The sequence below is a fragment of the Pseudomonas sp. SMN5 genome, assembly GCF_052041925.1.
Lineage (GTDB): Bacteria > Pseudomonadota > Gammaproteobacteria > Pseudomonadales > Pseudomonadaceae > Aquipseudomonas.
Genome location: NZ_JBKGGX010000001.1, coordinates 44976 through 65684, shown reverse-complemented (window position 1 = coordinate 65684; position 20709 = coordinate 44976). Strand labels below are relative to the sequence as shown.

The window sequence follows — 20709 nt, the reverse complement described above, 5'->3', positions numbered from 1 at the left end:
AATACCGCTATCGCGAGCAAACTCGCTCCCACAGGTCCTGCGGCGTGCCTGCAATCCTGCAAACAACATCAGTCCCCTGTGGGAGCGAGCCTGCTCGCGATGAGGCCGTCCCAAACTACTCGGAATCCAAGCCGGCAGAGGACCGAACCTCCACCGTCACCCATTCGGAATGCTGACTGACGTCATCCAGGCGCTCGATCTGATAAAACAACTGCACCGCGCGGCCACGCTGATCCTGCCAATAACTCGCCGGCACGACGAAGGTCGCGCGCTGGCCGGCCATGGCCTGGGTGATCTCACGCTCCTCAATGTGAATATTGTTCCCGTTGCATTGCAACCAGACCCACTCGCCCGCCTCAAGGCCCGCGCCCTCGATGACGATGGTTACACCATTCGGGTGCTCGTCGATATCCAGCACGCCATTCTCCACTGCCAGTATCCGTGGAGCCTTCAGCGCGGGACGCACCAGGGGGCCGATGTGCACCGACAACGGTTCGGCCCGGCGCACGGAATGCCCATGCCGAACGACATACGTCAGGCTCAGGTCATGCCCCAGATGGGGCGCGATCTGCGAGTGATCCAGCCAGAACGATACCTCCCGGCCGACGGCATGGCTCTCTATATCCAGCACATCTCGCCAGAGCGCCTTGCCCTGCTTGCTGGCGATCAGGATCAACCGGTCGCCGACGGCCATTCTGGAATAAGGCCGGACAGTCATCCGCGTGCCCTCCGGCACCCGAGCGGGATCGAGGCAGCCACCTACCGCATCGTCAGCAACCACAGGCAGCTGTTGCAACGGTACATCACCGATGTCCAACAACAGAGATTCAGATTCCAACGAAGCCGGCAACTGTCGCCCCGTTACGCGATAGGAGATTTCCAGCGAACCGCTGTCCAGTTCGGCGATGTGGGGCTCGCGCACCACGAACACCACAGGGCGTCCGACGTGCCGTTCAGTGATAAATCCGCGCATTTCATGCCGGTACGGCTCGGCGTCCGAATTGAGGCCGTGCCATAAAAGCACGACTTCATCGCCGCAGGTCATCATCGGGTAGGGCTCGATAGTGACGACAACCTTGCGCCAAGCCGGGTCGATCACCCCTGTCCTGGCCGCAGCCAGCGACGGTGCCGGCAATCTTGTGCTTGAGGCGAGACGGGATCGTTGGGCAGTTCTGTCAGTGTTCATGTCCGGGTTCCACTCCTTGGATATACGATGCCCATTGAAACCCGAAGGCCCTCTCCCCTTCAGTCAGACAACACGACAGCGAGCGTGGTACCCGGCAGCCTCCGTTGTAGTAGCGCACCCCACATACCATCGGACGTATCCGCGTATGTTCGGCACCGCCGTGGCTGGTCAGATTCTTCCCGCTGCTTTTATTCCATTTTCAGTAGCGCAGCGCGGTTTCTTCCTACACCACCCATGCAACGCCTGCATTAGAGTGAGGTCGCGAACTCAACGTGAACCTCTTCGAAAAAGGTACGAACATGCAACGGAATGCAACCACTCAATTTCCCATCCTGTTGGTCCATGGGTTGTTCGGGTTTGACAGGATCGGCGGCTTCGAACTTTTCCATGGCATCAAGCAGGCTTTGCGTAGCGCGGGCGCCCAGGTGTTCATCCCGCATTTGTCGGCGTCCCACTGCAACGAAGCCCGAGGCGAGCAATTATTGGCGCAGATCGATCGAGTCCTGAGCGGTACCGGTGCGGGCAGGGTCAATCTGATCGGCCATTGCCAGGGCGCACTGGCGGCCCGTTACGTCGCCGCGATTGCGCCCGACAAGGTGGCTTCGGTGACCTCGGTCAGCGGACCCAACCACGGTTCTGAATTGGCCGATTTCCTGCACAGGGCCCTGACCCCGGGACGGCTGCCGGGACGTGTAGCGAGCAAGGTCGCAACGCTGTACGCTGATTTCATCACCTTGCTGGGGGGCCAGGCGCATCTGCCTGCGGCAGCCGTCGCCACGCTGGCCTCGCTGACCACCGAAGGCGTCGGCGCTTTCAACGACAAATACCCCCAGGGGCTGCCGAGGAACTGGGGCGAGAACGGCCCCCAGCGGGTCAACGGGGTGCGCTACTACTCCTGGAGCGGCACGCTGCCGGCAATGCCGCAAGGGCTCGACGCAACCAACCCCTTGCAGGTTTTCTGTCGCGCCTTTTCCCAATACTTCATTACCGAAGCCGGACAGAACGATGGCATGGTCGGACGCTTCAGCTCGCATCTGGGCAAGGTTATCCGCTCCGATTATCCCATGGACCACCTGGACACCCTCAACCTGCCGCTCGGCAAAACGGCCAGGGAAACAGACCCGATCATGCTCTACCTGCGCCACGCCGAGCGCCTGTCCAAGGCAGGCCTTTGATCGCCGGTCCAAGGTTTTGACGCAATTTTGACAACAACCGGTTAACGAATCCGGTAGGCTCAACACCTTTCAAAATATCCGAAGGAATTTCCCATGGCCAAAGCCACTGCCCGTCACATCCTGGTTTCCACCGAAGACAAGTGCAACGAACTCAAGGCCCAGATCGAAGCCGGCGCCGACTTCGCCGAAGTCGCCAAGGCCAATTCTTCTTGCCCATCCAGCCGCCAGGGCGGTGACCTGGGCTCGTTCGGCCCGGGCCAGATGGTCAAGGAGTTCGACACCGTGGTGTTCAGCGCGCCGGTCAATACTGTCCAGGGTCCGGTCAAGACTCAGTTCGGCTATCACCTGCTGGAAGTGACCAGCCGCCAGGACTGATCCCGCTTATCGATACGGGACGCGCCGCTCACTCAAGGCTGGCCTGTCCCCCTGTGGCGAGGGAGCTTGCTCCCGCTGGACTGCGAAGCAGGCCGATTTTCCAGTCGCTTCTTCGCACTGGAGCACCAGCCCGGCCAAGCGGGAGCAAGCTCCCTCGCCCCATAAGCTTTCATGCACAGGACTGGCGATCAGCGCGCCGCTCGCGTACAAATCGTGCTCATCGATCACCCGGCTTTAAGGCTGACAATGCGACTGGCGTTTCTTTCACCGTTTCTCACTGCCGCGATCCTGCTGACGGGCGCCGCCAGTGGGTACGCCGCACCACAGCATGCCCTGACCGTCTATGGCGAACCGGCCAAGTACGCCGAAGGCTTCAGTCATTTCGCCTATACCAATCCCCAGGCACCCAAAGGCGGGACCATGCGCCGCTCGGCCGTCGAGATCGGCCACTTCGACCATCTCCTGCCGTACATCGACAAAGGCATCGGCGTCAGCCAGATCGATGGGATGCTCTACTCACCGCTGGCCCAGCGTTCGCTGGATGAACCCTACACCGTGTACGGTCTGGTGGCCGAGAAGATGGAGCGCTCGGACGATGGCCTGTCCCTGCGTTTCTACCTGAACCCCAAGGCCCGCTTCGCCGATGGCAAGCCCATCACCGCCGAGGATGTGCGTTATAGCTTCGAATTGCTGACCACCCAGGGCAGTCTGCGCTATCGCACCCAATTCGCTGCCGTCAAAGGTGTCGAGGTCGAGTCCGAACGCACTGTGCGTTTCGACTTCAAGAACAATGAAAGCCGCACCCTGCCCTTGGATATCGCGACTTTGCCTGTCCTCCCCGAACATTGGTGGAAGACCCGTGACTTCGCCAACGGCGGCGGCTACGAGCCTCCCCTGGGCAGCGGCCCATACCGGGTGAGCAAGGTCGATTCCGGACGCAGCATCACCTTCGAGCGCAACGCCGACTGGTGGGGAAAGGATCTTCCGGTCAGCCGCGGACTCTACAATTTCGACCACTTCAGCATCGAGTACTTCGGCGACACCGACGTGGCCCGCCAGGTGCTACGTGGCGGCGCCTACGACTACAACCGCGAGTTTTCCGCCACCGGCTACTCCATCGGCTACGACAGCCCCGCCCTGCGCGATGGTCGCCTGCAAAAGGCCCACCTGGCTACAGAAGCACCGCAGACCGCCCAGGGTTTCGTATTCAACCTGCAACGCCCGCAGTTCCAGGACCGTCGGGTCCGCCAGGCGTTGGCCATGCTCTGGGATTTCGAATGGAGCAACCGCCAGATGATGCGCAACCTGTACGTGCGCCAGCAAAGTTTCTTTTCCAACACCGACCTCGCCGCCCAACAACTGCCCGATGCAGGTGAACGGGCAATCCTCGAACCGCTGCGCGGGCAGATTCCCGATGAAGTCTTCACCCAGGTCTTCGAGGCTCCAAAGACCGACGGCAGCGGCGTGATCCGCGACAAACAGCTGCAGGCCCTGGCATTGCTGGAACAGGCCGGCTGGAAACCCGAAGGCGATCGCCTGGTGAACGCCGAGGGCGAGCCGCTGAGCTTCACCTTCCTCAACAGCCAGAACGGTATCGAACGCCTGTTGCTGCCGTACAAACGGACCTTGAAGCAGATCGGCATCGACATGAGCATCCGGCGCATCGACGCCTCCCAATACGTCAACCGCCTGATGAGCCGTGACTACGACATGATCATCATCGGCTACCCGGTCAGCACCTCACCCGGCATGGAACTCTACAATTACTACGGCTCGGCGGCCGCCAACGATCCAGGCTCCAACAACTACATGGTCCTCAAGAACCCGGCGGTGGACGCCCTGATCGACGGACTGGTCAAGGCCACCACAAAAAGCGACATGCTGCGCCACGCCCACGCCCTGGATCGGGTGTTGCAATGGAATTACTACTGGATCCCCAACTACTACCCGCCCGGCAGTTCGACCGTCTGGTGGAATCGCTTCGGCATTCCGAAAGTCCAGGCCAGCAATGACGAGGCCATCGAAAGCTGGTGGGAAATCAGCACCACGCCGCTGACCAACGAGCAGATGACCGCCGAGCGCATCAAGCGCGGCTCACCGGGAGGGCCACACTGATGTGGGCGTATATTGCGCGGCGCCTGCTACTGATCATTCCGACGCTGGTGATCATCCTGCTGGTGAATTTTGTCATTGTGCAGGCTGCTCCCGGCGGGCCGGTGGAACAAGCCATCGCCCACCTGCAAGGCATCGGCAGCGGCACCGTCGGCAGTTCGGGCAACGCCATGACCGGCAGCTCGCGTGCCAGTCGAGGGCTGGACCCACAGTTGATCAAGGACATCGAGAAACAGTACGGCTTCGATAAGCCGGCCCATGAACGCCTGTGGCTGATGCTCAGCAGCTACGCCCGGCTGGACTTCGGCAAGAGCTTCTTCCGTGGCGCCACGGTCACTGACCTGATTCTGGAAAAAATGCCGGTGACCATTTCCCTCGGGCTCTGGGCGACACTGATCACCTACCTGGTGTCGATCCCCCTGGGAATCCGCAAGGCCGTGCGACACGGCTCGGCATTCGATGTGTGGAGCAGCACGGCGATCATCATCGGCTACGCCATGCCGGCGTTTCTGTTCGCGATGTTCCTGATCGTGGTGTTCGCCGGCGGCACGTCGCTGAACTGGTTCCCGGTGCGCGGGCTGGTGTCCGATGACTTCGAGTCGTTGTCGACCCTGGGCAAGATCGCCGACTATTTCTGGCATCTGGTGCTGCCGGTCACGGCGCTGGTGGTCGGCGGTTTCGCTACGCTGACGATCCTGACCAAGAATTCGTTCCTCAACGAAATCACCCGCCAGTATGTGGTCACGGCGCGAGCCAAGGGCATGAGCGAACGTCGGGTGCTGTATGGCCACGTGTTCCGCAACGCGATGTTGCTGGTGGTGTCGGGCATTCCCCAGGCGTTCATCAGCGTGTTCTTTGCCGGCTCGCTGCTGATCGAGGTGATCTTTTCCCTTGATGGCCTTGGACGCATGAGTTACGAGGCCGCCGTCTCCAGGGATTACCCGGTGGTATTCGGCTCGCTGTTCATCTTCACGCTGTTCGGCCTGCTCATCAAACTCATCGGCGACCTCTGCTACACCCTGGTGGATCCGCGCATCGACTTCGCCGCGAGGAACGCCTGATGTTGCTGCTCTCTCCGTTGGGTCGTCGGCGCTTCGAGCGCTTCAAGAAAAACCGCCGGGGCTGGTGGTCGCTGTGGCTGTTCGTCGGCCTGTTCATCCTGACCCTGGGCGGCGAATTGATCGCCAACGACAAGCCGCTGCTGGTGAGCTACCAAGGCTCGCTGTATTTCCCGGTGTTCAAGCGCTATACCGAGCAGGAATTCGGCGGACAACTGCCATTCCAGGCCGACTACCGCAGCAACTATGTGCAGAATCTGATCCGCAAGGATGGCGGCTGGCTGCTGTTTCCGCCGATCCCTTTCAGCGACGACACGCCTAACTATGAGCTCACTCAACCGGCGCCGAGCCCGCCCTCGGCAGTGAACTGGCTGGGCACCGACGACCAGGCCCGGGATGTGCTGGCCCGGGTGATCTTCGGCGCACGGGTGTCGATCCTGTTCGCCCTGGCCCTGACCGCCATCAGTGCGCTGATCGGCATCGCCGCCGGTGCGTTGCAGGGTTACTACGGCGGCTGGGTGGATCTGTTGGGGCAACGCTTGCTGGAGGTCTGGTCCGGGCTGCCGGTGCTCTACCTGCTGATCATTCTGTCCGGCTTCGTGGAACCGAATTTCTGGTGGTTGCTGGGGATCATGGCGCTGTTTTCCTGGCTGGCCCTGGTGGACGTGGTTCGCGCCGAGTTTCTGCGCGGGCGCAACCTCGAATACGTGAAAGCCGCCCGCGCCCTGGGCCTGTCCGACCGCAAGGTAATCGTGCGGCACATCCTGCCCAACGCGATGAACGCCACCCTGAGCTACCTGCCGTTCATCCTCACCGGGGCAATTTCCACCCTTACGGCCCTGGACTTCCTCGGCTTCGGCATGCCGGCAGGCAGTGCATCGTTGGGCGAATTGATCGGCCAGGGCAAACAGAACCTGCAAGCACCCTGGCTGGGGCTGACGGCTTTCTTCACACTGGCGTTGATTCTTTCTCTGCTGGTATTCATTGGAGAGGCGTTGCGTGACGCCTTTGACCCACGAGCATGAAGCGGACCGTTGAAATGAGCGAAAACCTGATCGAGATCCGCGATCTGAACGTGGCCTTCAACGACCACACCGTGGTGCGCAACCTGTGCCTGGACATTCGCCCCGGTGAATGCCTGGCCCTGGTCGGCGAGTCGGGGTCCGGCAAATCGGTGACGGCCCATTCGATCCTGCAACTGTTGCCCGAAAATGCCAGCCGCACTACCGGCAGCATTCGCTATCGCGGCCAGGAACTGGTGGGCGCCGAGGCCAAGGCGTTGCGCGAACTGCGCGGGAACCGGATCGCGATGATTTTCCAGGAGCCGATGACTTCGCTGAACCCGTTGCACAGCATCGAAAAGCAGATCGGCGAAACCTTGATGCTGCACCGGGGCCTGGGTGGCAAGGCGGCCCGTCAGCGCATCCTCGAATTGCTTGCCCTGGTCGGCATTCAAAAACCCACCGAGCGACTCAAGGCCTATCCCCATCAGCTGTCCGGCGGCCAGCGCCAACGTGTGATGATCGCCATGGCCCTGGCCTGTGAGCCGGAGCTGCTGATTGCCGACGAACCGACCACCGCACTGGACGTGACGGTGCAGCGCAAGATTCTGCTGCTGCTCAAATCGTTGCAACAGCGGCTCGGCATGTCATTGCTGCTGATCAGCCACGACCTGAACCTGGTACGCAGCATCGCCCAGCGAGTCTGCGTGATGAAGGCCGGGGAAATCGTCGAACAGGCGCCGTGCGAAACGCTCTTCAGTGCGCCGAAACACCCCTATAGCTGCGAGCTGCTGCACGCCGAACCGGAAGGCGAAGCCCTGCCCCGCGACGAGCGCGAAGACGTGCTGCAAGTGCAGGACCTACGAGTGAGCTTTGCGCTGGGCGGCGGGCTGTTCCGGCGCAAGGAATACCTGCGCGCGGTGGACGGCATCAGCCTGAACATCCAGCGCAGCAAGACCCTGGGCATCGTTGGCGAATCCGGCTCCGGCAAGTCGACCCTCGGCCAGGCGATCCTGCGACTGATCGAATCCGAAGGCAGCATTCGCTTCCAGGGCCAGGCGCTGGATCATTTGTCGCAAAAGGAACTGCGGCCATGGCGCAAGCAGATGCAGGTGGTGTTCCAGGACCCGTTCGGCAGCCTCAGCCCACGGATGTCGGTGCAGCAGATCATCAGCGAAGGCCTGGAAGTCCACAGCCCGTCCAACCCCAAGGAATGCGAAGCCCAGGTGATCCAGGCCCTCAAGGAGGTCGGCCTCGATCCGCAGAGCCGCCACCGCTACCCCCATGAATTCTCCGGCGGCCAGCGCCAACGCATCGCCATCGCCCGGGCACTGGTACTCAAGCCGGCCCTGATCCTGCTGGACGAACCGACCTCGGCCCTGGACCGCACCGTGCAGAAACAGGTGGTCGCCCTGCTCCGCCAGCTCCAGGAAAAACACGGCCTGACCTATCTGTTCATCAGCCATGACCTGGCGGTGGTACGTGCCCTGGCCCACGACCTGGTGGTGGTCAAGGACGGCAAGGTGGTGGAGCAAGGCGCCAGCCACGAGGTGTTCGAATCGCCACGGCATCCTTACACCAAAGAACTGTTGGCGGCGGCGCATCCCCGGTAAAGGGCCCCGCCCCTGGGACTCAGTTGTCGCGTCGCTGATCCAACGCCTGGGCAAATTCGCCAATCGCCCCCACGACCTGCTGGGCCCCTTGGTGGATATCGAGGATAACGCTGCCCGCCTGGTTCGCCAGCTTCACGCCCTGCTCCGCCTTGTGCGTGCTGGATTGCATGCTGGTCACGGCTTGCCTGGCGAGGTCGCGGTTCTTGCCTACAACCTCGGTGATGGCGACGGTGGCCTGGCTCGTGCGACGTGCGAGGTTGCGCACTTCATCGGCAACCACTGCGAAACCGCGTCCCTGCTCTCCCGCACGCGCCGCTTCAATGGCCGCGTTGAGCGCAAGCAAGTTGGTCTGCTCGGCGATGCCGCGGATGGCATCGACAATGCTGCCTATTTCCTCGGACTGAGCGCTCAGTGCATTGATTCCCGTCGCCACCTGCTGGAGTTCATCGGCGATGCTTTGCACCACGGTCACCGTCTCCTGCACCACCGCCGTGCCACGCTGGGTGTGCGCATCGGTCTGGCGCGATGTCTCGAAGGCCAGTCGCGCCGCGTTCGATTCGTTCCGGCGCTGCTCCACCTCACGAGTATGATCGGTAGCAAACTTGACCACCCCGTACAGTCTCCCCTGGGCGTCGTAGAGCGGGTTATAGGTCGCCTGCAGCCAGACCGTCGCACCCTGCTTGTCGATGCGCTGAAACAGTCCAGTCACGTACTCACCGCGATTCAATCCCGCCCAGAATCTGCGGTAGGCATCACTCTGTACTTCGCCAGGCTGACAGAACAGACGGTGGTGCTGACCGCAGACCTCCTCCAGCCGATAGCCCATCACCTTCAGGAAATTCGCATTGGCATTCACCACCTGGCCACTGAGATCGAACTCGATGACGGCCATGGAACGGTCGATCGCCCCCCTGAAACTGGACTCGGTCTGGCTTCGAAGGACACGCTCGCTGACGTCACGCACCACTACGATGATGCGCTGCAGTATTCCTCGCGGATTCAGTACTGGAACGCAGTTGGCCTCAACCCAGAGCCAGTGCCCCTCGCGGGTCAGGTGCAAGAACTGCGCATCGACACTCAGGCCCTGCCCCAACTGCTGCCACAGCGACGCATATTCCCGGCTGCCCGCATAAGCGGGCTCGCAGAACATCCTGTGGTGTCTGCCCCGGATATCCGCCAGGGTGTAGCCCGTCATTTTCAAGAACAGTGAATTGGCGTCGAGCACTTGCCCCAACGGATCGAGTTCGATGATCGACATGGCTTGATGGAAAGCGGCCCGTTCGGCCTCGAGCGCGGCCTGCCTGGCCTGGATCGGACGCAAGACTTCCTGATGCTTGCGGGTGCGAATGAACATGGCGATGCCGCTCCGGAAACGTAGGGTGCCAGGCCGTAGCCGACCTGAAGGCACGATGCCTCTAACTGGGAGGAGTCATTAAGCCATCATTCCTGAAAAATTGTACAGTTTTTATTTTTTGTACAAGATAAATGAAGACGTAACGGCCACAGGCATTTCAATGCCAACCCATTCTCCAACGTTTCTCATCCCGCAGCTCCGTCCAGTCGAGCAGTTCCGCGCGCCCGCTGTGCACCGCCTGAAGCTCAACGCTAATGGGGCGATCCGTTTCATCACAGATCACTCGAGTGACCAGAAAGTGCTTCTCTCGATTGACTGGCACGCAGGCCGTCCATTTGGAGAGTTTCAGCTTGCGGGGATTGAATATGTTCATATGCCCTACAGAAAAAGACGGAAAAAATCATGTACACCCAATGACAGATGTACAAGATTACCCAAAAAAACGCGGCGAAGCTTCGGTGCTGCAATTTCCCCGGCATAATGCATGCTCTTGGCAGCCCGTCCGCGGGTGTGGCAAATCCCTCTTTGGAATGCCTGATGAACCCCACCGAAAACCTCAAGGACTACAAACGGGTTCGCACCCTGGCGATCCGCTCGCTGTTCGAGATCATCGAGCAATCCAGCGAAGGCACGGTGATTGTCGACCGTGATGCGAACATCGTCTGGATGAACGAACGCTACGCCCGGCGCTTCGGCCTGGACTCGGCGCAGGAGGCGATTGGGCGGGCCTGCGAGAGCGTGATCCCCGGTAGCCTGCTGCGCGAAGTGGTGCGCACCGGGCGACCGATCCTGCTGGACATGCAAGACATGCCCAAGGAGCCACTGGTGGTGATGCGCCTGCCGATCCACGACAGTGCGGGCGCGGTAATCGGCGCCATCGGTTTTGCCTTGTTCGGGGAGTTGCACAGCCTGTCGCCGATGCTCAAACGCTACCAGAGCATGCAGGAAGAACTGGCCTCCACCCGTTCGCTGCTGCGGGCACGCCAGACCAAGTACAACTTCGCGCACTTCATTGGCACCAGTAGCGCCAGCCTGGAGGTCAAGCGCCGCGCCCGGCGTAGCGCCAGCACCGATTCGCCGGTGCTGCTGCTCGGCGAAACCGGTACGGGCAAGGAATTGCTGGCCCAGTCGATCCACAGCGCCTCGCCGCGGGCGAACAAGGCGTTCGTCAGTATCAACAGCGCGGCCATTCCTGAATCGCTGCTGGAGGCCGAGTTCTTCGGCACCGCACCCGGCGCCTTTACCGGCGCTGATCGCAAGGGCCGTCCCGGCAAGTTGCAGATTGCCCAGGGCGGCACGCTGTTCCTGGACGAGATCGGCGACATGCCGTTGCCGCTGCAAAGCAAACTGCTGCGGGTGCTCCAGGAAAAGGAATACGAACCGGTGGGTTCCAACGAGGTGCTGCACAGCGATGTGCGGGTGATCGCCGCCACCTCCACGGACCTGGAAGCCGCAATCAAGCGTGGCGAGTTCCGCGCCGATCTGTATTACCGCCTCAACGTGCTGCCAATCCAGGTTCCGCCGCTGCGCGAGCGCCTGGACGACCTGCCGGCCCTGAGCGAAGCGATCCTCGAGGAGTTGCGCAGCCAGCACGAACTGAACGACGACGCACTGAGCCTGCTGCGGCAACATGCCTGGCCGGGCAACATCCGCGAACTGCGCAACGTGCTGGAACGGGCCGCGCTACTGAGCGACACCTCGCTGCTGACCGCCACAGACATCCGCGCCGCCATCGGAACCTTCACACCGGTGACCCGCTCAGCCAGCACACACCTGGAGCCATTGCCCCAGGAAACCTTCGCCCAGGCCCGGGCCCGATTTGACCGGCAACTGATCGAAACCACCCTAGCGCAATGTGGAGGCAAGGTGGTTGAGGCGGCGCAGCGGTTGGGGCTGGGACGGTCGACTCTGTATAAGAAGATGGTGGCGCTGGGAATTGCGGAATCTCCCTAGAGAGACGATCTATCTCTATTCGTAGACGGTTTTTTTTGGAGTGCTTCGCACTCATCGCGAGCAGGCTCGCTCTCACAGTGGGACGCGTCCGTCAGAAATTTCCCTCACCCCTTGTGGGAGCGAGCCTGCTCGCGATGAGGCCAGCAGCCTTCCGAAAATCTCAAAACAGAGACAAACCTTCATTTCGACTTGATCATACTTATAAATTCCCTATGTATTTCAACAAGTTACGTACCTGGCACAAAACTCGCTAAAGCCCTCCCACCGCTTCACCCACAAAAATAACAATCCCAGGAGACACACCATGAGTGTGATCATTGCCTTGGCAGCCCTCGCGCTGCTGATGGTCGCCGCTTACCGTGGCTATAGCGTCATTCTCTTTGCCCCCATCGCCGCCCTCGGCGCCGTCCTGCTGACTGATCCTTCGGCCGTTGCACCCGCCTTCACCGGGGTGTTCATGGAGAAAATGGTCGGTTTCATCAAACTGTACTTCCCGGTGTTCCTGCTCGGCGCGGTGTTCGGCAAGCTGATCGAATTGTCGGGGTTCTCGCGCTCCATCGTCGCCGCGGCGATCCGTTTGCTCGGTACGCGCCAGGCGATGCTGGTGATCGTGCTGGTTTGCGCCGTGCTGACCTACGGCGGCGTATCGCTGTTCGTGGTGGTGTTCGCGGTGTATCCGTTCGCCGCCGAGATGTTCCGCCAGAGCAATATTCCCAAGCGGTTGATCCCGGCGACCATCGCCCTCGGCGCGTTCTCGTTCACCATGGACGCCTTGCCCGGCACGCCGCAGATCCAGAACATCATCCCCAGCACGTTCTTCAACACCACGGCCTGGGCCGCGCCATGGCTGGGGGTAATCGGCACGCTGTTTGTGTTCAGCATCGGCATGCTGTTCCTGCAACGCCAACGCAACAAGGCCCAGCGCCTGGGCGAAGGCTACGGCACCGAACTGCGCAACGAACCGGAAACCGCCGAAGACCTCAAGCTGCCGAATCCATGGATCGCCCTTTCACCGCTGCTGGCGGTGGGCGTCATGAACCTGCTGTTCACCCAGTGGATTCCCCAGTGGTACGGCAAGAGCCACAGCCTGGCGCTGCCGGGCATGGCCGCGCCGGTGACCAGCGACGTCGCCAAGCTCACCGCGATCTGGGCGGTGCAAGCGGCTCTGCTGGTGGGCATCATCATCGTGCTGGTGTTCGGTTTCCGGGCGATCCGCAGCAAACTGGCCGAGGGCAGCAAAAGCGCGGTAGGAGGTGCCTTGCTCGCGGCGATGAACACCGCTTCGGAATACGGTTTCGGCGCGGTCATCGCCTCCCTGCCCGGCTTCCTGGTCCTGGCCGACTGGCTCAAGAGCATTCCCAACCCGCTGGTCAACGAAGCGGTGACGGTCACGCTGCTGGCCGGGATCACCGGCTCCGCGTCGGGCGGCATGAGCATCGCCCTGGCGGCGATGTCCGAAAGTTTCATCAGCGCCGCCCACGCCGCCAACATCCCGCTGGAAGTGCTGCACCGGGTGGCCGCGATGGCCAGCGGCGGCATGGACACCCTGCCCCACAACGGCGCGGTGATCACCCTGCTGGCCGTGACCGGCTTGACCCATCGGGAAGCCTATAAAGACATCTTCTGCATCACGCTGATCAAGACCCTGGCGGTCTTCGTAGTGATCGGTGTGTTCTACGCCACTGGCATTGTGTGAGGTTGCAATGATGACAATTCTTTCGGGCAAGACCGCCCTGGTCACCGGCTCCACCAGCGGCATCGGCCTGGGCATCGCCCTGAGCCTGGCCAAGGCCGGCGCCAACCTGATCCTCAACGGCTTCGGCGACGCCACAGCGGTGATTGCCGAAGTGGGACAGTTTGGCGGCAAGGTCGGTCATCATCCGGCCGACGTCAGCGACCCGGCACAAATCGCCGAGATGCTCGCCTACGCCGAGCGTGAGTTCGGCGGCGTCGACATCCTGGTGAACAACGCCGGCATTCAGCACGTGGCCGCCGTGGAAGATTTTCCGGTGGAGCGCTGGGATTCGATCATCGCCATCAACCTGTCCTCGGTGTTCCACGCCACGCGCCTGAGCCTGCCGGGCATGCGCGCCAAAGGCTGGGGACGAATCATCAACGTCGCCTCAGTGCACGGCCAGGTGGGGTCGGTGGGCAAGGCGGCGTACGTCGCGGCCAAGCATGGGGTGATCGGCCTGACCAAAGTGGTCGGCCTGGAAACCGCCACCAGCAGCGTCACCTGCAACGCCATCTGCCCCGGCTGGGTGCTGACACCGTTGGTGCAGAAACAGATCGACGACCGGATTGCCAGCGGCGTCGACCCGCAACAGGCGCAGCATGACCTGCTGGCCGAGAAACAACCGTCCCTGGAGTTCGTCACCCCGCCGCAACTGGGCGAGCTGGTGCTGTTCCTGTGCAGCGAAGCGGGCAGTCAGGTGCGCGGCGCGGCGTGGAATATCGATGGTGGGTGGTTGGCTCAGTAACGTCATGCCGTTACCACTGTAACAAGGGACTTTCCGTGGCGAGGGAGCTTGCTCCCGCTGGGGCGCGAAGCGGCCCTAAGCTTCTTGGGGCGGCTGCGCCACCCAGCGGGAGCAAGCTCCCTCGCCACAGAAGCGTCCCTCGTCACAAGGGTGTCCTCGCCACGAAGGTCGCCTTGTGCTGCAATGTTTATAAGCTTGATAAAAGAATAAGAGGCACCCCATGTCCGATCTCCTCTGGCAACCCGCCCCCGAACGCATCGCCCAGTCACGCATGGACGCCTTCCGCCGGTTCGTCAACGCACGACACTCACTGCAATTGAACGACTACCCCGCCCTGCATGCCTGGAGCATCGACCAGCGCGAGGCCTTCTGGCAGGCCATCGTCGATTTCTTCGAGATCCGTTTCCACCAGGTGCCCACCGAGGTGTTGGTCGAAGGCCCACAGATGCCCAGCGCCCGCTGGTTCCCTGGGGCGACGCTGAACTTTGCCGAGCACCTGCTGCGCCGTCGCGATGACGCCGTGGCGGTGGTGGCGGTCGACGAGAGTGGCGGCCAGGAACAGCTGACCTGGACCGAACTCGCCGCCCACGTCGCTGGCCTGCAACGAAGCCTGCGGGCCGCCGGTGTCACCCAGGGCGACCGAGTGGCCGCGTGCATGCCCAACACCTGGCAGACCCTGGTGGGCATGCTCGCCACCACCAGCCTGGGGGCGATCTGGTCGTGTTCATCACCGGATTTCGGCACCCAGGGCGTTATCGACCGTTTCGGCCAGATCGAGCCCAAGGTGCTGATCACCTGCGCCGGCTACCGCTACGCCGGCAAGGTCATCGACCAGCGGGCCAAGGTCAATGAAATCCTCGAACGCCTGCCGTCGTTGCAGCAGTTGATCGTGCTGCCTTACGCCCGCATCGATGCCACCGTGGACGACTTCAGGACCACGGCCGACGTAACGTTGTGGGACGGGTTTTACCAACCCGGCGGCGCCCCGGAATTCACCAGCGTGCCGTTCGATCATCCGCTGTACATCCTTTATTCCAGTGGTACCACCGGCGTGCCGAAATGCATCGTCCACGGCACCGGCGGCGTGCTGCTGCAGCATATGAAGGAACACGCCCTGCACGTCGATCTCGGCCCCGAGGACCGACTGTTCTACTACACCACCTGCGGCTGGATGATGTGGAACTGGCTGGTCTCGGCCCTGGCCGTCGGCAGCGCCGTGGTGCTTTATGATGGCTCGCCGTTCCACCCCGGTCCCGAGCGCCTGCTGGACTTGATCGATGAGCTGCGCATCACGGTGTTCGGCACCAGCCCTAAATTCCTCGCGGCCCTGGAAAGCCAGGGTCTCAAGCCTCGGCAAAGCCACGATCTGGGCAGCCTCAAGACACTGCTGTCCACCGGTTCAGCACTGGCGCCCCACAGCTACGACTACGTGTACCGCGACTTCAAGCCCGACGTGTGCCTGGCCTCGATGTCCGGCGGCACCGACATCGTGTCGTGTTTCATCAACGGCAACCCGCTGTCCGGGATACGGCGTGGCGAGATGCAAGGCAAGAGCCTGGGCATGGCGGTGCAGGTCTGGAACGAGGCTGGCAAAGCGGTAATCGGCGAGAAAGGCGAACTGGTGTGCACCCGGCATTTTCCGGCGATGCCCATCGGTTTGTGGAACGATCCCCGGCAGGAAAAACTTCGCGCCTCCTACTTCAGCCAGTTCCCCGGTGTCTGGGCCCAAGGCGACTACGCCGAGGAACTGCCCCACGGCGGCCTACTGATCCACGGCCGCTCCGACGCGGTGCTCAACCCCGGTGGCGTGCGCATCGGCACCGCGGAAATCTATCGCCAGGTGGAAAAGGTCGAACAGGTACTGGACAGCGTCGCCATCGGTCAACAGTGGCAAGGCGATGTGCGGGTGGTGCTGTTCGTGCGGTTGCGCGACGGCGTGACGCTGGATGAAAACCTGGAGGCGCAGATCCGCCAGGTCATCCGTGCCAACACCACGCCCCGTCACGTACCGGCGAAGATCCTGGCGGTCAGCGACATCCCGCGGACCATCAGTGGCAAGGTGGTGGAACTGGCGGTGCGCAATGTGGTGCATGGCGAAGTGGTGAAGAACACCGATGCGCTGGCCAACCCCGAGGCGCTGGAGCAGTTTCGGGATCGGCCGGAGCTGGCTACATAGGCACTGCAAGACGCTGTTGTGGCGAGGGAGCTTGCTCCCGCTGGACTGCGGAGCAGGCCTTCTTGCGGCTGCTTCGCACCCGAGCGGGAGCAAGCTCCCTCGCCACAGGAAATCCTGCCCGAATCAAATCACTCCACCAACCCCCAATCCCCCGCCGCGCTATCAGGTGCAGCCGCCGCGCCGGACTCGGCATGCAGCTTCAAGCGCAGGCGCAGGTTATTCGCCGAATCAGCGTTTTTCAGCGCCTCTTCCTCATCAATGGCGCCTTCGACCACCAGGTTGAACAACGCCTGATCGAAGCTTTGCATGCCCATCTCTTCGGACTTTTCCATGATGCCCTTGAGTTCGCCCAGTTCGTTGCGGCGGATCAGGTCGCCCACCGTCGGTGAGCCCAGCAACACCTCCACCGCCGCCCGGCGTCCGCCGGTTCGGGTGCGTACCAATCGCTGGGACACGAAAGCCTTGAGGTTGTTGCCCAGGTCATGGAGCAATTGCGGCCGACGCTCTTCCGGGAAGAAATTGATCACTCGATCCAGGGCCTGGTTGGCGTTATGGGCATGCAGGGTGGAGATCACCAGATGCCCGGTGTCGGCAAATGCCAGGGCATGTTCCATGGTCTCGCGGTCACGGATTTCGCCGATCAACACCACGTCCGGCGCCTGGCGCAAGGTGTTCTTCAGGGCTGCATGGAAACTGCGGGTGTCGACACCCACTTCACGCTGGTTGATGATCGATTTCTTGTGACGGTGGATATACTCCACCGGGTCTTCGATGGTGATGATATGGCCGCTGCTGTTGCGATTGCGAAAGTCGATCAGCGCCGCCAGCGAGGTAGACTTGCCGGAGCCAGTCGCGCCGACGAACAGGATCAAGCCCTGCTTGTGCATGACGCTTTCGAGCAACACCGACGGCAGTTTCAGGTCCTCGAAACGCGGGATGTCCAGCTTGACGTTGCGGATCACCATGGACACATCGTTGCGCTGCTTGAAGATATTGACCCGGAACCGCCCGACGCCGGCCAGGGAGATCGCCAGGTTCATTTCCAGTTCTCGATCGAACTCAAGGCGCTGTTCGGCGTCCATCAATGACTCGGCGAGCCTGGCAATGTCGCCGACCTTGAACGCCTGGGTGCCCAACGGCTTGAGCACACCCTCGAATTTTGCGCACGGCGGCGCACCGGTGGACAGGTAGAGGTCGGAACCATCCTGGCTGGCCAGGATTCGTAACAATGGATCGATTTCCATGGACTGAAGCTTCCGCGAGACATCAATGAAACAAGCTGACCCGAACATGCGACCTTACAGACCAACCCGCGCTTTCCTTCTTCAGAGGATAGTCGACACACCACGACATCCAGGGATTCCGTGATGAACGCAATACCCGCCGGCAGCGATACACAACGCCTGCTTGCCCGAATGGATTGGACCTCAAGCCCGCTGGGCGCCAGCCAAACCTGGCCGCAGAGTCTGCGCACCGCGGTGGACATGGTGCTCCATTCGCCGATGCCGATGGCCTTGCTGTGGGGGCCGCAGTTGGTCCAGCTCTACAACGATGCCTTTTCCCGTCTGGCCGGCGACAAGCATCCCCATGCCTTTGGCCAACCTACGCATAGCGCGTGGCCCGAACTCAAGGGCGTGACCGAAGCGATCTACCAGCGCGTGTTGCAAGGACAGACCCACACCTGTCGCGATCAACTCTGGCGCGTCCCCTTTGCCGGTCGCCTTTGCGATGTCTGGCTGGACCTGACCTACAGCCCGGTACACGACGAAAATGCCAGCGTCGCCGGCGTCCTGATCACTGCCATCGAGACCAGCGAACGACGTCGCCTGGCCCTGGAGTTCGAACGGCGCTCGGAGGCCAGTCTCAAGGCCCAGCAGGAAAGCGAGGAACGCCTGCAACTGGCCCTGGCCGCCGCCGACGCACTCGGGACCTGGGATTGGGACATCAGCGAGGATCGTTTCGTTGCCGACGCGCACTTCGCCCTGCTGCATGGCGTCGATCCGAGCCTGTCGCGACAGTTGCCTATCAGCGCTTACCTGGAGGGTGTGCATCCCGAAGACCGGGCCGCCGTTGCCCGCAGCATCAAGCATTGCATCACCCACGGCACCGAATACGCCGAGGAGTATCGCCTGCTGCAGCCCGACGGCGAACTGCGCTGGGTGTATGTGCGCGGCCGCTGCTACAAGGACCGTCACGGGCGGCCCAAGCGCTTTCTCGGCGCCGCCCTGGATCTGAGCGAGCGCAAGCGCACCGAACAGGCGCTGCGCCAGAGCCAGACTGAGCTGCAACTGATCATCAACGCTATGCCGATCCTCATCAGCTACGTCGACCGGGAAGAGCGGTTCCGGCTGAACAACAGCGCCTACCTGGACTGGTACGGCCTGACCCCACAGGAGCTCTACGGCAAGACCATCCGCGAGGTGCTGGGCGAAGAAGCCTACGCAGTCCGGGCCGAGCAGATCGCCGGGGCGCTGGCGGGCAAGCCTTGCAGCTTCCCCGTAGAAGCGGCGCATCGTGACGGCCGCCCACGTCACGCGCTGACCAACTACTTGCCCCGCCACGGGGCAGACGGCGCGGTGAACGGGTTCTACATCTTTGTGATCGATGAAACCGAGCGCAAGAAAACCGAAGAGGCGCTGCGCAACCTCAACGAAACGCTGGAAGAGCGGGTCATCGCCCGCACCCAGCAACTGGCCGAAGCCAACCAGCGTCTGCAGAGCGAGATGTTCGAGCGCGAGCGTGCCGAAGAAGCGCTGCGCCACGCGCAGAAAATGGAAGCGGTGGGCCAGCTCACCGGTGGCATCGCCCACGACTTCAACAATATGCTTACCGGCATTCTGGGTAGCCTGGACCTGATCCAGCGCTACATCGCCAACGGCCGGGCTGCCGAGATCGGTCGCTTCACCGAAGCAGCGGTGTCCTCGGCCAACCGCGCCGCGGCGCTGACCCATCGCCTGCTGGCTTTCTCCCGGCGCCAGTCCCTGGACCGCAAGCCGCTGGACGCCAATGAACTGGTCCAGTCACTGGAAGACTTGCTGAGCCGCACCACCGGCGATCACATCCTGCTGCGCCTGCAACTGACCGACGAACTGTGGCCAGTCAGCACCGATGCCAGCCAGTTGGAAAACGCCCTGCTCAACTTGGTCATCAACGCTCGGGACGCCATGCCCGACGGCGGCGAGCTGACCATCGAGACCGCCAATGTCTACCTCGACGGCAGCGATATCAGCACCCTGGAACCGGTCAAGGCCGGGGACTACGTGATGATCGCCGTCAGCGACAACGGCAGCGGCATGACCCCCGCTGTGCTGGCCAAGGCCTTCGATCCGTTCTTCACCACCAAACCCATCGGCCAGGGCACCGGCTTGGGTTTGTCCATGATCTACGGGTTCGCCCAGCAGTCCGGCGGGCACTTGAGCCTGGACAGCGTGCCAGGCCAGGGCACGCGAGTGCAGCTATACCTGCCGCGACTGCACGTAACGCCCGTCGAACAGCCTGCGGCGGTGGAAACGACCGACGTGCCGGCGGCCATCGCCGGGGAAACCGTGTTGTTGGTGGAAGACGAACCCGCGGTGCGGATGCTGGTTTTCGATCTACTGGAAGCGTTGGGCTACACGGCTCTGGAAGCCCAGGACGCGAAAAAGGCCCTCGAATGGCTGGAAACCGACCGCCGAATCGACTTGTTGGTGACCGATGTGGGGCTGCCGGGAATGAATGGCCGACAACTGGCCGAGATCGCTCGCCAGCACCGGCCCGATCTGAAAGTGCTGTTCATGACCGGGTATGCGCAGAAAGCCACCGAGCGTCAGGGCTTCCTCGAACATGGCATGGACATGGTTGCCAAGCCCTTCACCCTGGACCTGCTGGCGACCAAGATCCGAGCGATGATCAACCATGTCTCCTGACTTGAGGCATAATCGCCGCCCCGTTACGTTCAGGTCACCGCAGCAATGAAAGCCCAAGCGCGCCATATCCTGGTGAAAACCGCCGAAGAAGCCGAACAGCTCAAGCAACGCATCGCCAAGGGCGAAGCCTTCGACGTGCTGGCGAAGAAGTTCTCCACCTGCCCCTCCGGCAAACGCGGCGGCGACCTGGGCGAAGTGCGCCCGGGGCAGATGGTCGGGGTGATCGATGCGGTGATCTTCAAGAAACCGCTGCGGGTGGTGCATGGGCCGATCAAGAGCAAGTTCGGGTATCACCTGGTGCAGGTGTTCTACCGGGATTAG

15 protein-coding genes and 1 pseudogene are annotated in these 20709 nt (G+C 62.1%); 12 read left to right on the top strand and 4 right to left on the bottom strand.

Going from position 1 to position 20709, the window contains the following annotated elements; genetic code table 11:
- Positions 1-115: 115 nt before the first annotated feature.
- Positions 116-1186 (bottom strand): hypothetical protein, encoded by a 1071-nt coding sequence (locus ACLEJR_RS00270; protein WP_440811341.1) that lies wholly within the window; start codon positions 1184-1186, stop codon positions 116-118.
- 299 nt (positions 1187-1485) lie between these two features.
- Between ACLEJR_RS00270 and ACLEJR_RS00265 the strand changes: the two genes are divergently transcribed.
- The 6 genes and pseudogenes from ACLEJR_RS00265 to ACLEJR_RS00240 all read left to right on the top strand — a co-directional run bounded on the left by ACLEJR_RS00265 (position 1486) and on the right by ACLEJR_RS00240 (position 8520).
- On the top strand, positions 1486-2361 hold the full coding sequence (locus ACLEJR_RS00265) for an esterase/lipase family protein (RefSeq protein WP_440792183.1): 876 nt from the start codon (positions 1486-1488) through the stop codon (positions 2359-2361).
- Positions 2362-2451: 90 nt separating this feature from the next.
- A pseudogene (locus ACLEJR_RS00260) lies at positions 2452-2736 on the top strand (peptidylprolyl isomerase); the annotation flags it as partial.
- 246 nt (positions 2737-2982) lie between these two features.
- Positions 2983-4851: an extracellular solute-binding protein gene (locus ACLEJR_RS00255; protein ID WP_440811786.1), complete on the top strand. Its 1869-nt coding sequence runs from the start codon at positions 2983-2985 to the stop codon at positions 4849-4851.
- Complete coding sequence (locus ACLEJR_RS00250; protein WP_440792179.1) at positions 4851-5909, top strand: microcin C ABC transporter permease YejB; 1059 nt, start codon at positions 4851-4853, stop codon at positions 5907-5909. The genes ACLEJR_RS00255 and ACLEJR_RS00250 overlap by 1 nt, the downstream gene beginning before the upstream one ends.
- Entirely contained in the window at positions 5909-6931 is a 1023-nt protein-coding gene (locus ACLEJR_RS00245; RefSeq protein ID WP_440811339.1) for an ABC transporter permease, read from the top strand. The genes ACLEJR_RS00250 and ACLEJR_RS00245 overlap by 1 nt, the downstream gene beginning before the upstream one ends.
- 14 nt (positions 6932-6945) lie before the next feature.
- On the top strand, positions 6946-8520 hold the full coding sequence (locus tag ACLEJR_RS00240; RefSeq protein WP_440811784.1) for an ABC transporter ATP-binding protein: 1575 nt from the start codon (positions 6946-6948) through the stop codon (positions 8518-8520).
- Between the two features lie 19 nt (positions 8521-8539).
- On the opposite strand, the gene ACLEJR_RS00235 is transcribed toward ACLEJR_RS00240, so the two are convergent.
- Complete coding sequence (locus tag ACLEJR_RS00235) at positions 8540-9874, bottom strand: methyl-accepting chemotaxis protein (RefSeq protein WP_440811337.1); 1335 nt, start codon at positions 9872-9874, stop codon at positions 8540-8542.
- 157 nt (positions 9875-10031) lie between these two features.
- A complete protein-coding gene (locus ACLEJR_RS00230) occupies positions 10032-10247 on the bottom strand; it encodes a TIGR02450 family Trp-rich protein (RefSeq protein ID WP_440792605.1) in 216 nt (71 codons plus the stop codon).
- 164 nt (positions 10248-10411) lie between these two features.
- Here ACLEJR_RS00230 and ACLEJR_RS00225 point away from each other — a divergent pair, with 164 nt between their 5' ends.
- The 4 genes from ACLEJR_RS00225 to ACLEJR_RS00210 all read left to right on the top strand — a co-directional run bounded on the left by ACLEJR_RS00225 (position 10412) and on the right by ACLEJR_RS00210 (position 16483).
- Entirely contained in the window at positions 10412-11827 is a 1416-nt protein-coding gene (locus ACLEJR_RS00225) for a sigma-54 interaction domain-containing protein (protein ID WP_440811333.1), read from the top strand.
- A gap of 304 nt (positions 11828-12131) precedes the next feature.
- Complete coding sequence (locus ACLEJR_RS00220) at positions 12132-13523, top strand: GntP family permease (protein WP_440811332.1); 1392 nt, start codon at positions 12132-12134, stop codon at positions 13521-13523.
- Positions 13524-13533: 10 nt separating this feature from the next.
- Positions 13534-14307, top strand: coding sequence for a 3-hydroxybutyrate dehydrogenase (locus ACLEJR_RS00215; protein ID WP_440811782.1), 774 nt, complete (start codon positions 13534-13536; stop codon positions 14305-14307).
- A gap of 220 nt (positions 14308-14527) precedes the next feature.
- Complete coding sequence (locus ACLEJR_RS00210; RefSeq protein WP_440811330.1) at positions 14528-16483, top strand: acetoacetate--CoA ligase; 1956 nt, start codon at positions 14528-14530, stop codon at positions 16481-16483.
- A gap of 128 nt (positions 16484-16611) precedes the next feature.
- Here the strand turns inward: ACLEJR_RS00210 and ACLEJR_RS00205 are convergent, their stop codons facing one another.
- On the bottom strand, positions 16612-17727 hold the full coding sequence (locus ACLEJR_RS00205) for a PilT/PilU family type 4a pilus ATPase (RefSeq protein WP_440811329.1): 1116 nt from the start codon (positions 17725-17727) through the stop codon (positions 16612-16614).
- 123 nt (positions 17728-17850) lie between these two features.
- Here ACLEJR_RS00205 and ACLEJR_RS00200 point away from each other — a divergent pair, with 123 nt between their 5' ends.
- Together ACLEJR_RS00200 and ACLEJR_RS00195 are read left to right on the top strand one after the other, a co-directional pair.
- Positions 17851-20388: a PAS domain S-box protein gene (locus ACLEJR_RS00200; RefSeq protein WP_440811327.1), complete on the top strand. Its 2538-nt coding sequence runs from the start codon at positions 17851-17853 to the stop codon at positions 20386-20388.
- Positions 20389-20433: 45 nt separating this feature from the next.
- Entirely contained in the window at positions 20434-20709 is a 276-nt protein-coding gene (locus ACLEJR_RS00195) for a peptidylprolyl isomerase (RefSeq protein ID WP_440811325.1), read from the top strand.